Origin of the sequence: Gracilimonas sp. BCB1, from assembly GCF_040117685.2 — a bacterium.
GTDB lineage: Bacteria > Bacteroidota > Rhodothermia > Balneolales > Balneolaceae > Gracilimonas.
In genome coordinates, this window is the sequence record NZ_JBEDYP020000012.1 from 609,268 (window position 1) to 623,649 (window position 14,382).

A 14,382-nucleotide genomic window follows, 5' to 3' on the forward strand; every position below is an offset into this window, starting at 1 on the left:
AAAAGAGAGGTGGAGTTATGAGTAAGCAGATGATAACATGTGTGATGATATTGATTTCGTCGAGTGGACTTAGTGTCCAGGATAATCCAAGGGAAAAACACCCTCTTGGAGTGAGTTTTTACGGGGGAGGTCCAGCTTTTTTTGCATCTGCCTCTGTTGATTACTTCGTATTATCAACCGTAAGTTTAGACGTTGGTGGTGGCTTATTCGGAGTGTATGGAGGAGGGAGATATCACTTTAAAGGAGTGAACCCTGATAAGAGGTGGACCTTTTATACCGGATTAATATATGGAAGATATGGTGAAGCAGTTGGAGTGGATCAAATGTTCTTTTTGCCCCTCGGGTTTAATTATATAGGGGGAAAGAGATTTAATTTCTCAATCGAAATGTTGGTACTTGGAGAATATGGGGCTTATATCATACCGGTTTGGCCGGGTGTAAAATTTGGATACCGGTTCTGATTACAGCCCCTTCCTGATTCTCAGTAACCGGTCGATGGGGCTGCGCTCATTAGGATTAACCAGATGGTCGTGATGCTTGTTTGAATACTTTACATCTTCGGTAGAGAAGAACGCCTCCGGATCTATATCCTTCACGATGTTAAATACCTTGTTGAGTTTCTTTCTCTTTAGTACAGTAAAAATGATTTTTACGTCATTAAATCCACCCCTGGCATCGATGCTGGTGATGGCGATACCCGCCTCTTTTAAAGCCTCAATCAGCTCTTCTGATTTATGAAGGGTGATGATGCGAACCAATACGGTTCCTACTTTCATTTTGTCTTCAATGTACAATCCGATGAACGTACCGGCTGAAAATCCGGCAGCGTAGGCTACATAGTTCACCCAGTGGTTAAGGTTTTTGAGAAGCTGCGCAACTACAATCACCCAGATAAGTACTTCAAAAAAACCGAGAAGAGCAGATTGCCATTTATAGCCCCGCGAGACCATGGTTATGCGTAAGGTTCCAAGAGAAACATCAGCGATGCGGGCACAAAAGATAAGTATGGGTAAAACGAAAAAAGGTAATTCAGTCATAGTAGATTTCAAACATAATAAAAAAGCCTCCCAATGTTTAAGTCGGGAGGCTTGTTCAAAATTACGAATTTAGTTATTCGTTTGGCGGAGAATTTTCAGCCTGACTGGCTAATTTTTCAATCACTCCGGCCGCCCACTCTTTTCCACCTAAGCCAAAGGCTAGACCCAAGGCCAGGCAAGCAGCGCCAAACAAGAGCAGGAAGGCGTTAGTCACCAGTTGTTCTCCTATACTTAACTGTGTAAGCGAAAGGGATACAACAAACAGGATAATGGCATATTTGGCTATAGCTCCAACCATGTTCGCCTGTCTTACACCAATGTTACTCAGGTAAGTACTCACAACCTGTGCGATAAAGCCCGCAAGGAACACTCCGAATATAAGTGCAAGTACGGCTACAATTACATTAGGGATATAAAGTATAATTTGGTTAAACAGCTCGGAAGCCACACTAAGTCCCAGAGTATTTAGTCCGGCCAGAATCACGATCAACATAATAAGCCAGTAGATAATACTGCCGAGTATATCTATGGCCGATTTTTTACTTCCGCCATCCTTCAAGAATTTATCGATTTTTGCTTTTTCAGTAACAACATCTAATCGAATCAATTTAAGAAGTTTTACTGCTGCAGTTTGTACCAGTTTGGCAATTATCCAGCCTACAATAAGGATTAGAATTGCTCCAATCAGGCTGGGTAGAAAAGAAGCTAACTCATTAAAAAAAGTATTATACGACTCTACTAATACACTTTGGATTTCTTCTAACATCATGCACCTCCGTTAAATGTGAATATTATCATCTCATTTACCGAATGCTAATGTTATAAACAACAACTTTTTTAGTTCCACTGGTCTTTCAGAGTCTCAATATTTCTACAAATATACTTGATAGTGGAACCGAATAAGCCTTATCTTTGAAGCCTTGGGCAAGTCCTATACAGCCAGCTCCCTTTGAACTCCGTCAGGGCGGGAACGCAGCAGCGGTAATCTGGTCGTAGCGGCGTGATATAGGTCGCTTGCCCATTTTTTTATTTATGAAATTTCCTTTCATAAAAAAAGCCCGGCACATAATTCTTGTGCCGGGCTTTTTTTGTTGTACTACTTATCTCAATTTACATATCACCAGTAGTAATCGGAACGGCAATGGAAGTGTTACCCCAATGCAGGTTCAGGTGTGCTTTCGTGTCAGAAAGGGTATCAAAGTAAATCATAAACCATTCTTCCATAGGGGCATCAGTATCAACCACAGCGGCCTCAACACGTACTTCATCCTGTGATTCATCATAACCATAGGCTCCCCAGGCTGGTGTTCCATCATCGCGGGTTAAGCCATTATTTAAGATTACCGTCCAGTCATCACCGGGAATTGTAAACAGGGTGTAGGTTCCCGCACCCACTTTACTTCCACCAAACATTACATCATCAGAGAAAGTAATGGTAGTTGATTCGTTCGCACCGGTTCTCCATACAGATCCGGCCGGAGCTAAAACGGCACCATCGGTAAAATAACTTCTACTTTTAATACCCGGACGTCCGTACGTTACCGTAATTTGGGTAGTTCCCACAGTTTGACTTACCGTTGCGTTGGGGCTTGGGCGGGTTTCAGAGTTACCACGCTCCTGAGCCAGGGCAGATCCCGCTACAAAAAAAGTAGCAAGTACCAATAGAAAAGAACATTGTATTAGTTTCTTCATGATTCCTTGTGTTTATTTTGATTAGTTGGTTTCAAATAAAGACTCATCAATATCAGGGATGATCTTTAGGGCGTTTTTGTAATACACTTTTTGTAACACTTCGTCCGGCAAATCCAATCCATACATTTGCCAAAAAGCATGGCGCCGGCGGAAATAATCGAAATACTCATCACTACTTTCCAGTACTCTGAAATAGGTGTGATACTCGTGTGGGCGATAGGTGTCTTTCCCGAATAACAGGCGATCTTGGTACTTGATGAAAAACTCTTTAGCAAAACGGGGCTGGCGGCCAAGCTCGGCAATAATGGCCGCCGTTTCGGTATATACATTCGGGAATTCGTCAAGGTGTTCGCCGAGTCGCTCCAGGTCGTTGGCCATCCAGCCGAAGTGAGCATTGATGAAGGTAGTTTCAGGGTGCTTGCGGAATACATTCCACTGCTCTTTCATCACTACTTCCCAGCTTGGGTAACGGGTAGAGTCCCCACGGTGGCGACTCGGGAACTGCTTCATTTCCAGCCAGCGTTCATTGTGCTCGTCGATAGGCTCCCAGAATACGGCGGGCTCTCCGGTATGTATGAGGACGGGCATTCCCAGCTCACCGGCTTTGGCCCAAACGGGGTCTATCCTCTGGTCGTCGGTGTGAACACGTTTTCCTTCAGAGTCCAGAACGGTTAATCCCAGGTTTTTGAAAATCTTTACTCCGCGTGCCCCGTTTTTATAGTCTTCTTCCAGTTGGGCAACAGCTCGCTCCGTCCACCCCGGTTCATCTATTCCATCAAAATCAATATTGGCAAAAACGATGAAACGACCGGGAGCTTGTTTCTCCGCCGCATCAACCATTGCTTTTAAGGTTTCACCGGAACGACCACTCAGATTCACCAGCACTTTCATATTCAGGCTGTCCATTTCTCGGGCGGTTTGCTTCAGGTCCATAGAAGCCATGCGCCATAGGTGGCTGTGGATATCAACAAAAGGATATTTTGCCTTCGTGATTTCCTCGCCCGGTACTACCAGCGTGGACTCAGGATCGTATTCCTCGAAGGTCATGGTGGTGTCGGCTTCCTGCGCAATTGCAGGGGAAATTAATAATATAGCGGGCAGTAAAAATGATAAATACTTCATGTGTCAGTTAGTTATAAAATAATCCAGCACCCTATAATACATGTAGAAGAGCTATAAAAAAAGTCCCGCACCTTACTAAAGTGCGGGACTTAAAATTAACTGAGTAGAAAGTTATATCAATTCACTTTCTCTCCATCCTTTAACAAATAGCTGAATTCTTTTTTGAATTTCTTCACCTTCGGAGCAATTACAAACGAGCAGTATCCGGCATTCGGGTTATTCTCGAAATAGTTCTGGTGGTAATTTTCGGCCACATAATAGTTCTCAAGCGGCTGAATTTTAGTCACAATCGGATCTTCCCAAAGGTCTGACTCGTCCGTTTTCTTTAGTGATTTCTCCGCTATTTCTTTTTGCTCTTCGTTGTGGTAAAAGATGACTGAGCGGTACATGGGGCCGATATCATTTCCCTGTCTGTTTAACGTAGTGGGATTATGGGTATGCCATAATATCTCCAAAAGCTCTTCGTAGCTGATAACTTCAGGATTGTAGTGAATGCGGGCCACTTCGGCATGTCCGGTAGTGCCGGTTGTCACTTCTTTGTAAGAGGGGTTTTCAACATGACCGCCGGAGTATCCTGACTCTACATATTCAATACCTTCTACCAATTCATAAATAGCTTCCACGCACCAAAAACATCCGGCACCAAAAGTAGCTTTCTCTAAATCTTTTTCTTTATTCATATCCATATCCTGAGCTGATAATGATAATGTTGACAGGCTAAATAATAGTCCTGTTATAAAAAATGGTTTCACCATAACAACCTATTCTTATTTGTGGTTCTTGGATTAGACAACATTAATCTTGATTCTATTACGGGGTCAAAACAAACAACCTGCAAGAATTCGTTTCCTTAAAGCAGAATCAAGTTATTTCCATAATACAATACGTGTTTTTGTAGAAATCAGATTGGATACAAAAATTAAGGTGTTGTTTTGAGTAAACACGTGAAATCATTTCCTGCCCGTAGAGGCACGATGCATTGTGCCTCTACGGGCAGGGGAGAGACAATTATTATTTGAGGTATTGATGGAAGGGGATTATAATAAGGTAAAGAACAAGAGAATCGGGTAATCAATGTCAAAATTTCGGGGTAAATATAGACTCAAGTCTAACCGATGGGAATATTGGGATTATAAAAATCCGGGCGCCTATTTTGTTACCATTTGCACTAAGAACAGAAAACATTTCTTTGGCGAAATAGATAAAGGCATAATGGCTTTGACTGAGATTGGAGCAATAGCTGAATCTGAATGGAAGAAAACACCGGAGATCCGCAAAGATATGAATATTTCATTGGGTGAATTTGTGATCATGCCTGATCATATGCACGGGATCATTATTATTGGAAATAATGAATTTAATACACCAGAAAAAACATCCAACCCCGGTAGAGACGCGATGCATAGTATCTCTACCGGGGTTGAAAATAAAAATGATTCACAAAAACGATTTGGGCCACAACGTAAAAACCTGGCCTCAATCATTCGTGGTTATAAATCGGCAGTAACCATTCGTTCCCGAAAGATAAATCCTGAATTTTGCTGGCAATCAAATTACCATGACCGGGTGATCAGAAACTATAGGGAGTACAATTATATTGCTGATTATATCTTCGACAATGTTCGGCGCTGGGAATTGAATGTGTCGTAGTAGCTGAAATTTCTGTGTCTATATAAACTCGAAACCAATTCTAACAACGGTACAAGTCATAAAAAAAGCCCGTCTCTTGAATAAGAAACGGGCTGGATAATTAAGTGCTCACGAGAGGAATCGAACCTCCACGGCCGTTAGGCCATACGCCCCTCAAGCGCACGCGTCTACCAGTTCCGCCACGTGAGCATTGGTAGTAAATGAAGGGCGACAAAGATAGCACTTTTAGCTTTCAAAATTCAATGCATTCCCACAAAAAAACCCATCCAATTTAATGAATGGGTTTTGCTGAGTGTACATCCGTTCAGATATTCACTTCAGGCTTAGGCGAATTGTTATTATGCAATCATAAGACGATTGCCTCTGGCCTTTAGTTGTATATCAAATTTCGTCATCTTCGAGCTGGCGCTTGGCGTACTCATTCTCGGGGTCAATCTTCAGCGCTTGCTCGTAGTAGGTGCGCGCTTTATCGGTTTGGCCTCCTTTATTGATCATATCGCCCATCAGAATCCAGTTTTCGGCATCTTTGGGATCTTTTTTGATGCGTTCGATCAGGTAAGGGATGGCTTCCTGTCCGCGGTCGGTCATCAGCATCAACATCACTTTGTTTCGGTGAGCGGCTGAGGTGTCGCTCAATTCAATTGCTTTGTCAAAATCTTCTTCGGCTCCATCCAGTTTTTCAAGCTGCATCCGAACGTTACCGCGAAGATTGTAGTAGGCAGCGTTGTCATCGTCCAGCTCCAGTGCCTTTTCAATAGCTTCGATGCTGTGACTCCACTGGTTTAGCTGCTGCATAACCAGGGCTTCAAGGTACCAGGCCTCGTGAGAATCCGGCTGCTCTTTTTGTAATTCTCTTGCCACATCAAGGGCGTAATCGATGTCTTTTTCCCTTAATAATTCAAATCCTTTGTTCAGTTTCTCTTCGAAATTCATGGAGTTTGTTTAATTGTCTTTATTTGAAAGATCTTCGTATTCCGCATCTTCAATTTCATCAAAGCGATTTCGCCGGCTTCTCGACCCGCCGCTAAACGGGTTGAAGTTTTGCTGTCGTTTATTGGAAGGTAAGAACAATCGATTGATATATCTCACCAATAGGAAAAATACAATGCTAAAAAATATAAACTTAAGCATGGTTCTCAGGGGGCAATATGAATGTGTGTATTAGTATGAACCGGCTTTTCAAAAATCTGTTCTTCGATGTAATCCAGATGCTCTTTATTATTGACAAAATCTATCTCCGAAGCATTCAAAACAATGAGCGGTGCACGGTTATAATGATGGAAAAAATGATTGTACGCATCATTCAGCTCCTTCAGGTATTCAGGGGTGATGTTCCGCTCATAATCACGCCCGCGACTCTCAATGTTCTCCATAAGCCGGTCCACCGATGACTGTATAAAAATAATGAGGTCAGGCTGGGCTGCAATTCCTGTCATTATGTTAAAGATGTTGTCGTACAGGGCCAGTTCATCCTGGTCGAGGTTCAGTCGGGCAAAAATCCGGTCCTTATCAAAAATGTAATCAGAGATGGTAAACTGGTGGAACAAGTCCTGACTCATCATATTCTGCTGTTGCTTAAAACGACTTGCCAAAAAAGCCAGCTGGGTCTGGAAAGCATAACGCTCGCGGTCTTCATAAAATTTTGGGAGGAAGGGGTTGTCTTCAAATTCCTCGAGCACCAATCGGGCGTTTTGTCGCTCAGCCAATAGGGTTGCGAGCGAAGTTTTTCCAGCTCCAATTACGCCTTCAATGGCAATAAAATCATAAGAATTGGACATCAGCTACCAGTTCAAGGTTGTTCTAACAATTTCGAGATCCGGGGCCTGTTCTATTAAGGTATCCACGTGCTGAGCGGAAACGGGATCTTTCCAGTCTGGAAAAATGTCTTTTAAAGGCAATAGAACAAACAAACGCCGGGTATATTCCTGATGGGGAATGATAAGGGTATCTGTTTCAACGACCAAGTTATCATAGGCAATTATATCCAAATCGATGGTGCGCGCTGTCCACTTGGGATAGCGGGAAGGGCGTCCCTGTTTTTTCTCCTGAGCTTTGAGTTCGTTGAATAATTGTTCAGGGGGGAGTTCGGTTTGAATAACAATCACTCCGTTCAAAAAATCATTCTCAGAAGGACCAACGGGCTCCGACTTATAAATCACGGAAGTAAGAATACCATTCTCAGAAAGAGATTCCAGGAATGAGGCGGCTTTTTGAAGCTGTCGGTGAGGATGATGTAGATTTGAACCCAGCGCAATAACTACCTGGGCCATGACATCCTCGCTTCGGTGAATTCAGTTGTTGAAGATAGAGGAGGGGAAAGTTTGCGGACACCTACTTCAAACCGGGAATGTTGAGGAAACTGTTCCGAAATAGCTGTTCCTATTTGAAAACATAAATGCTCGATCAGATCAACCGAATCGCCTTCCATAACATCAGTACATATCTGGTGAACCTGCGTATAATCGATGGCGTCAGAAAGTTGATCGGATTCACCAGCCGTTGAAAGGTCAGCCTCAAAAATGACATCTACTTCAAAATCGTTGCCCTCTTTTTTTTCATGTTCATGCACTCCGTGAAATGCTCTGAACTTCATCCCTTTGATGGTGAGGGTATCCATAAATTACAGGCTGGCAACTTCAATACGCTGATGAAGTTCTTCTACCATACGCTTGTGTTTAGCACTGGTTGAGATCCGTTCTTCCACCGTTGAAATGGCATGGATTACCGTAGAGTGATCACGTCCGCCAAAATGAAGTCCGATAGTTTTCAGGCTGGACTTGGTGAACTTTTTCGATAAATACATCGCAATCTGGCGGGCTTCCACAATTTCCTGCTTTCTGGTTTTCTCACGCACTTTGTTGGTGTCGATACCAAAATAATCACACACATAATTTTGAATGGATTCGATAGAAATCTGTGTGTTCGATTCTTTCACCATATCCTTAAGCACACGCTTAGCCATGGCGAGATCGATGTCATCTATATTCTGCAGGGAAGCGTGGGCTAATAATTTAATGATGGCTCCTTCCAAATCCCGGACGTTTGATTTGAAGTTATGCGCGATGAACTCGATAATCTGCGGGTCAATCTCGATACCGTTATCATTTGCCTTGCGCTCAAGGATAGCATAGCGTGTTTCATATTCCGGCATTTTCAGGTCGGCACTTAATCCCCAGCTGAAACGGGAAATCAGTCGTTCTTCAATATCAGGTACATCTTTAGGAGCACGGTCACTGCTTAAAATAATTTGTTTTCCATCCTGGTGAAGCGCGTTAAAAATGTGGAAGAACTCCTCCTGAGTTTTCTCCTTCCCGCTGAAAAACTGAATGTCATCTACCATTAACACGTCAATGTTGCGGTAGAACATGGAGAACTCGCTGGCGCGGTTATTCCTGATGGCGTGTACAAACTCGTTAGTGAAAGCCTCCGAAGATATATAAAGGACGGACTTCTCTTCTCCGAACTTCTCCTTAATCTTATTACCAATGCTCTGCACCAAATGCGTTTTTCCTAAACCGGTTGGGCCATAAACAAAAAATGGATTAAAGGAATTACTACCGGGGTTGTCGGCGATGGCCATGGCAGCGGAACGGGCGAGGCGGTTACAGTCGCCTTCAATAAAGCGCTCAAATACGTAATTGTTGTTGAGGTTGGAATCGATTTTGGTTTTTCGGATTCCCGGAATCACAAAAGGATTTTCAATGCGGTCGGGGTGGTACTCCGGATAGCCATTTGATTCCTGAGGTTGGACCGGGCCCATAGGTCGTTGTGGCATTCGGACCGAGCGATTGTGCTCAAACTGATCCGACTTTTCCATGACAATGGAGTACTCTAATTTACCTTCCGGACCAAGTACTTTTGCTAGGGTAGAACGAAGCATATTATAGTAGTGCTCTTCCAGCCATTCGTACCAAAACTGACTGGGTACCTGAACGGTGAGTGTATTGTCTTTCAGAGACACCGGCTTAATCGGCTCAAACCAGGATTTATACTTCTGATAGCTAATGTTGTCCTTAATAATATCCAGGCATTTATCCCATGCCGATTCAACCGAAAGCTCGTGCAATTTCCCTAATCCCCCTTACAGGTGTTCTTAATATTGTCAGATCAAACCAAAACCAGTTATCCACAAGAAGAAGTGCGTATGCTGATTTTGTTCTGCTGAGAAAATGGCAATTTATCGGGCACTTGTCAAACGGCAGCCCGCCTATTTTCGAAAAGTTATCCACATTGTAAAATAAAAAGTAATGCATTGTGCAGCAGTAACTTATGGGATTTGATAAAAAATTCTAAAGTTCTTCTTGACAGCGGTTAACATTGCCGTAACACTGAATTAACCTTGATCAGAAAGAAAGGGAGTAAAAAAGAAGTTTTTTTCCACAAGTTTTCCACATTTTTAAAATGAATAGAAAAACTCAGAAAGTGATTTAAAAAATAAGCTTTAAGTCAAGCTTTTTTTGCTTTTAAAAATCGGGTTTTTTGCCCGTAATCATTTTTCAATTCAGCGGCCCAGTTTGCCTGATCAAAAAGGCCCAGTACTTCACTGCTATTATGCTCGTGAAGCTCCAGAAAAACGGTTCCATCGGGAGATAATATACCCGAGCTTAACTGCTCCAAAGCCCCGTACATTTGTGCTGTTGATTCACAAAATAATGCTTCCTCAGGTTCATAATCTTTTACCTCTTTATCGAGCACAGATTTTTCGTTGTGCAGGATATAAGGCGGGTTCGAAATGATGAGGTCAAACGAGCGGTCTGAAAAAGCCACAGGGTTGAAAAGATCATCCTTGGCAAATGTGATGTCAACCTCACTGTGCGCGGCATTTTTTTTGGCAATTGATAACGCCTTATCAGAAATATCAGATGCAAAAACGTCCCAATCCGGCCGGGCCTTTTTTAGAGCTACAGGAATACAACCGGAACCGGTTCCAACATCCAGGACCGTGAGAGCTTCACCCCGGGGATGGAGTTCCAGAATCCAGGCTACGAGTTCTTCCGTTTCCTGCCGGGGAATAAGAACTCCGGGTTCCACCAGTATCTGGACATCATGAAAATCGGTATGGCCGGTAATATATTGAAGAGGCTCGTGCGTGGCGCGTCGTTTTACCAAAGGACGCAACTCATCCAGTTCTTCAGCAGTTAGTGGACGATCATAGATTAAATAAAGGTCCAGCCGTTTTACGGAAAGCACATCGGAAAGGAGCCACTCAATGCTCATTCTCGGGGACTTGACGTTTTTTTCTTCAAAAAACCCGGTCGCCCATTCCAGCATGCTAAGAACCGTCCATTCGGAAGGTGCCTGGGGCATGAATTACTCTTCCTCGGCTTGCTTTGGCGGCTGTTCTTCCTGAAGGGTTAACCCGTGACGCTTGGAAAAATCCAGAATAAAGTCGATTACATTAGACTCTACATTTCGCTCTTCAGACAGGGAGCTTCCACGGAATCCCATGCGCCCGCCGGTTTTTTTCAGAACAATTTTGTTGTGTTTACCCAAACTTTCCACAATGCAGGTAAGGGTAACACTGGAATTAATTTGTTTTTCATACTCTTCATAAACGGCTACATAAATCGTTTCTGAAGATTCTTCCGGTGAGTATTCGTACAAAAATTTAGGCGGTTGCTCTTTGAATAATTTAGAAGACATTCTGCGAAGCGTTGCAGTTGGCCCAAATACAAAATAAGTTGTGTGTGAATTCATGCTTTGTAGCTTGAATTAATTATTTTAAAGGAATGTTGTGTATATCGAAATTTGTGCTGAAAATAACAGGTTATTGCTTTAAGGCAATAAGAAAAAGGACAAATTTTCGTTTACAAAACTGATAGTGCACTCAAAACATTCATAAACCCACTTTTTTGATGAAAAAATTGACCTTTTTTACGCTTCTCTTTTCTCTTTTTTGGGTTGGAAATCATGCTTTTGCACAATTTGGTGAGCCGGAAGTGCAGGAAAGGGAAGTTCCAAGGAACTTATATGATGAAGGATACCGGGCAGGATTTGGCTTTAATTTTTCTCTGAATGATTTTGGTGTTGGTGCCGGCGGGCAGTTTCGTTTTGGGTTGAATTCTTATACCGAAGCTTTAATAACCTTGAAAATGACAGGGCTCAAAGATCCTACCGAGCAAACATTTATTGATTATACCTTTGGATTTAAAACCGTGCCGGAAAAATATCAACGGGTTATGGCTGTTCCTTTATATATAGGTCTAAAGAAAAGGTTTTTTGCCGATGAAATTTCCGACAACTTCAGAGTGTACAGCTCTTTGAGTGCTGGCCCTGCCTTTGCCGTTTCCTATGCCTATTTCAATGATGTAACCGGAAATGGCTTTCGTGAAAATGATACCGGCATTTATGGTCGGTCAGAAAGAGTGAACGATGTGTTTTCCGGTTGGAGCGATTCGGAAACTCATTGGGGTTTTGGAGGGGAGTTCGTTATAGGTGTTGATTTCGGAGAGAAGTTTGCCAACCTCTCGAGTGTACAGTTTGGATACACCATGAATTATTTTTCGGATGGAATCCAGGTCCTGGAACCTTGTCAGCCCGATTTAAGCAGGATCAATCAGCAACCGGTTAACCCTTGTGGCTTTTCAGATATCAATGCGGTTCCGGTTCTTTTGGGAGATGGTAGCGTAGGCCAGGCCCCGCTGGAAAAAGCCAACGATCCCAGAAAGTACTTCGGCACAGCTCAGATCACCTTCATTTTTGGATGGATGTGGTAACCTGATCGGTTTCCACCATTTTACCAAACCATTTCTCCGGGTTAGACAGGTTATCAATAACCAAGTCTGGCTCATGTACTGCTAATTCTTCCCGGCTGTAACTTCCGGTAGTAACGGCTACACACTTCATTCCGGCTTTGTTTGCACATTCAATATCACGGGGCGTATCACCCAGAATCACAAACCGCGAAGGATCGGGATCGGTATCGTAGAGCCTTTGAAATTGCTCCATTGCGATATGGGGCAATTTGTTTCTGTCCTTTTCCAATTCTCCAAAGGCCCCAAAGGAAAAATTCCGGTTAATATCTGCTGCTTTCAATTTGATGTGTGCAGCCTGGGGGTAATTGCCCGTCAGAAGTCCGCAGATAAAATCGCCGTCAAAAAAATACTCCAGCGCTTCATCAATATGTGGGAGCCGGTTCACCATATCCTTTTTTTCGAGTAATACATTCTTCAGATAATCGAGATATAGTGACTTGTATTGCTGATATAACTCCTCATCAAAATCATGATTCACTAAAAACGAAGTGAAAATATCGTGGTCGGTTCTCCCAGAAAAAGAATCGCTCTCCATGTCCGGGTAATCAATGTCGAGTTCGTTCAGAATTCTGCGAAGGTGGGTTCGGTTATAAGTACTGTTTACTGTGAGTAGAGTGCCGTCGATATCAAATAGAATGATCCAGGGATGTGAGGACAAAGCATAAATGGTTTAGAGTTCATTAGGTCATCAACAAAGTTACAAAAGTTCATGGTGAAATGGCTTTAAGTACATGTTAAATCGCAGTACCTTCTCAGTATAATCTCACCAAACTATTAATCGGAGAAATTGAAATGAGTTTTATTGAAGACGTACATGCAAGGCAGGTAATCGATTCGCGGGGTAATCCTACCGTAGAAGTAGATGTGATTTTGGATACAGGCACTGTTGGTAGAGCCGCCGTTCCTTCCGGGGCATCAACAGGGGAGCATGAAGCCGTTGAATTGCGTGACGGAGACAAGGATTACTATCTGGGCAAAAGTGTCCTGAAGGCCGTTGAGAATGTAAACACGACCATAGCAGAAGAATTTCGGGGCCTTTCCGTATTTGGGCAGGTTGACTTAGACGACCTGCTACTGGAACTGGACGGTACCCCGAATAAAGCCAAACTTGGTGCAAACGCCATCCTGGGAGTGTCGATGGCAACAGCCAAAGCTGCGGCTGAAGAGTTGGGAATGCCACTTTGGAGATATGTTGGTGGGGTAAATGCCAAGGTGATGCCGCTGCCGATGATGAATATCATAAATGGCGGTTCCCATGCTGATAACAGCGTTGACCTTCAAGAGTTCATGATTATGCCGGCCGGAGCTCAGTCATTCAGTAATGCACTGCAGATTGGAGCCGAAGTATTTCATAACCTTAAAAAAGTACTTTCTGATAAAGGGTACAGCACAGCTGTTGGAGATGAAGGTGGGTTTGCGCCGAACCTGAAGTCCAATGAAGAAGCGGTGGAAGTAATTTTGAAAGCCATCGAAAAAGCAGGTTATACTCCGGAAGAAGATGTGCTGATTGCACTGGATCCGGCAGCTTCGGAATTCTATAACACAGAGTCCGGATTGTACGAATTCAAATGGAGTGACGGATCTAAAAAAGATACCGATGCCATGGTTGAATTCTGGAGCGAGTGGGTAGAGAAGTATCCGATTATCTCTATCGAAGACGGGCTTGCTGAAGATGACTGGGATGCCTGGAAAAAGCTTACGGAAGCAGTAGGCGATAAAGTGCAGCTTGTTGGTGATGACCTGTTTGTAACCAACACCAACCGTTTGGCTACCGGAATTGAACGGGGCATTGCGAATTCTATCCTGATTAAAGTAAACCAGATTGGTACGATTACAGAAACACTTGATGCCATTGAAATGGCTCACAAGAACAGTTACACCGCAGTGATTTCTCACCGCTCAGGCGAAACCGAAGATGTGACCATCGCGGATCTTGCCGTGGCTACCAATGCCGGGCAGATTAAGACCGGTTCCATGAGCCGTACCGACCGAATTGCAAAATACAATCAGCTGATTCGTATTGAAGAGCAGCTGGGCGATTCAGCTATTTTTCTGGGGCATGATGCCTTTGGGCTCTAATAATCCCAGGCACTTAACACGAAAAAGCCGTCACAATAGTGATGGCT

At 43.3% G+C, this 14,382-nt stretch carries 18 protein-coding genes, 1 tRNA gene and 1 other RNA gene; 5 read left to right on the forward strand and 15 right to left on the reverse strand.

All coding sequences use genetic code 11. From position 1 onward, the window contains the following. Positions 1-17 precede the first annotated feature (17 nt). Positions 18-461 carry a hypothetical protein gene (locus ABFW99_RS09130; RefSeq protein WP_349353714.1) on the forward strand — a complete coding sequence of 148 codons (444 nt, stop codon included), beginning with the start codon at positions 18-20 and terminating at the stop codon, positions 459-461. Here ABFW99_RS09130 and ABFW99_RS09135 read toward each other — a convergent pair whose 3' ends face one another. Further along, complete coding sequence (locus tag ABFW99_RS09135) at positions 462-1,037, reverse strand: DUF2179 domain-containing protein (protein WP_349353715.1); 576 nt, start codon at positions 1,035-1,037, stop codon at positions 462-464. It abuts the gene before it with no gap. 73 nt (positions 1,038-1,110) lie between these two features. Next, complete coding sequence (locus tag ABFW99_RS09140; protein ID WP_349353716.1) at positions 1,111-1,806, reverse strand: mechanosensitive ion channel family protein; 696 nt, start codon at positions 1,804-1,806, stop codon at positions 1,111-1,113. Between the two features lie 153 nt (positions 1,807-1,959). On the opposite strand from ABFW99_RS09140, the gene ffs reads away from it, so the two are divergent. Continuing rightward, positions 1,960-2,060: signal recognition particle sRNA small type (gene ffs, locus ABFW99_RS09145), an RNA gene on the forward strand. Positions 2,061-2,147: 87 nt separating this feature from the next. Here the strand turns inward: ffs and ABFW99_RS09150 are convergent. The 3 genes from ABFW99_RS09150 to msrA form a co-directional block, all read right to left on the reverse strand. Next, the gene (locus ABFW99_RS09150) at positions 2,148-2,729 is read right to left on the reverse strand and encodes a DUF2911 domain-containing protein (protein ID WP_349353717.1); all 582 of its coding nucleotides are present in this window, start codon (positions 2,727-2,729) and stop codon (positions 2,148-2,150) included. A gap of 21 nt (positions 2,730-2,750) precedes the next feature. Then, the gene (locus tag ABFW99_RS09155) at positions 2,751-3,851 is read right to left on the reverse strand and encodes an amidohydrolase family protein (protein WP_349353718.1); all 1,101 of its coding nucleotides are present in this window, start codon (positions 3,849-3,851) and stop codon (positions 2,751-2,753) included. Positions 3,852-3,967: 116 nt separating this feature from the next. After that, the gene (gene msrA, locus ABFW99_RS09160; RefSeq protein ID WP_440707482.1) at positions 3,968-4,531 is read right to left on the reverse strand and encodes a peptide-methionine (S)-S-oxide reductase MsrA; all 564 of its coding nucleotides are present in this window, start codon (positions 4,529-4,531) and stop codon (positions 3,968-3,970) included. Positions 4,532-4,925: 394 nt separating this feature from the next. Between msrA and ABFW99_RS09165 the strand changes: the two genes are divergently transcribed. Beyond that, positions 4,926-5,501 (forward strand): hypothetical protein, encoded by a 576-nt coding sequence (locus tag ABFW99_RS09165; protein ID WP_349353720.1) that lies wholly within the window; start codon positions 4,926-4,928, stop codon positions 5,499-5,501. 105 nt (positions 5,502-5,606) lie between these two features. Here ABFW99_RS09165 and ABFW99_RS09170 read toward each other — a convergent pair. From ABFW99_RS09170 to ABFW99_RS09210, 9 genes are all read right to left on the reverse strand, one after another. Further along, a tRNA-Leu gene (locus ABFW99_RS09170) sits at positions 5,607-5,690 on the reverse strand. A 192-nt stretch (positions 5,691-5,882) separates the two neighbouring features. Continuing rightward, entirely contained in the window at positions 5,883-6,434 is a 552-nt protein-coding gene (locus ABFW99_RS09175) for a tetratricopeptide repeat protein (protein WP_349353721.1), read from the reverse strand. A gap of 9 nt (positions 6,435-6,443) precedes the next feature. Beyond that, positions 6,444-6,632, reverse strand: a complete 189-nt coding sequence (locus tag ABFW99_RS09180) for a hypothetical protein (protein ID WP_349353722.1) — start codon at positions 6,630-6,632, stop codon at positions 6,444-6,446. A gap of 5 nt (positions 6,633-6,637) precedes the next feature. After that, complete coding sequence (locus tag ABFW99_RS09185) at positions 6,638-7,279, reverse strand: deoxynucleoside kinase (protein ID WP_349353723.1); 642 nt, start codon at positions 7,277-7,279, stop codon at positions 6,638-6,640. A 3-nt stretch (positions 7,280-7,282) separates the two neighbouring features. Next, positions 7,283-7,771 (reverse strand): 2-amino-4-hydroxy-6-hydroxymethyldihydropteridine diphosphokinase, encoded by a 489-nt coding sequence (gene folK, locus ABFW99_RS09190; RefSeq protein WP_349353724.1) that lies wholly within the window; start codon positions 7,769-7,771, stop codon positions 7,283-7,285. Beyond that, on the reverse strand, positions 7,759-8,118 hold the full coding sequence (folB, locus tag ABFW99_RS09195) for a dihydroneopterin aldolase (RefSeq protein WP_349353725.1): 360 nt from the start codon (positions 8,116-8,118) through the stop codon (positions 7,759-7,761). The genes folK and folB overlap by 13 nt, the downstream gene beginning before the upstream one ends. Positions 8,119-8,121: 3 nt before the next feature. Next, the gene (gene dnaA / locus ABFW99_RS09200) at positions 8,122-9,567 is read right to left on the reverse strand and encodes a chromosomal replication initiator protein DnaA (RefSeq protein ID WP_349353726.1); all 1,446 of its coding nucleotides are present in this window, start codon (positions 9,565-9,567) and stop codon (positions 8,122-8,124) included. Positions 9,568-9,947: 380 nt separating this feature from the next. Next, a complete protein-coding gene (gene prmC, locus ABFW99_RS09205) occupies positions 9,948-10,808 on the reverse strand; it encodes a peptide chain release factor N(5)-glutamine methyltransferase (RefSeq protein WP_349353727.1) in 861 nt (286 codons plus the stop codon). Positions 10,809-10,811: 3 nt separating this feature from the next. Next, complete coding sequence (locus ABFW99_RS09210; RefSeq protein WP_349353728.1) at positions 10,812-11,198, reverse strand: hypothetical protein; 387 nt, start codon at positions 11,196-11,198, stop codon at positions 10,812-10,814. Between the two features lie 158 nt (positions 11,199-11,356). Between ABFW99_RS09210 and ABFW99_RS09215 the strand changes: the two genes are divergently transcribed. Continuing rightward, positions 11,357-12,217, forward strand: coding sequence for a hypothetical protein (locus ABFW99_RS09215; protein WP_349353729.1), 861 nt, complete (start codon positions 11,357-11,359; stop codon positions 12,215-12,217). On the opposite strand, the gene ABFW99_RS09220 is transcribed toward ABFW99_RS09215, so the two are convergent. Beyond that, a complete protein-coding gene (locus ABFW99_RS09220) occupies positions 12,195-12,914 on the reverse strand; it encodes an HAD family hydrolase (protein WP_349353730.1) in 720 nt (239 codons plus the stop codon). The two genes, ABFW99_RS09215 and ABFW99_RS09220, sit on opposite strands and share 23 nt — an antisense overlap. Positions 12,915-13,048: 134 nt before the next feature. Here ABFW99_RS09220 and eno point away from each other — a divergent pair, with 134 nt between their 5' ends. After that, positions 13,049-14,335, forward strand: coding sequence for a phosphopyruvate hydratase (gene eno / locus ABFW99_RS09225; RefSeq protein WP_349353731.1), 1,287 nt, complete (start codon positions 13,049-13,051; stop codon positions 14,333-14,335). The last annotated feature ends 47 nt before the right edge of the window (positions 14,336-14,382 follow it).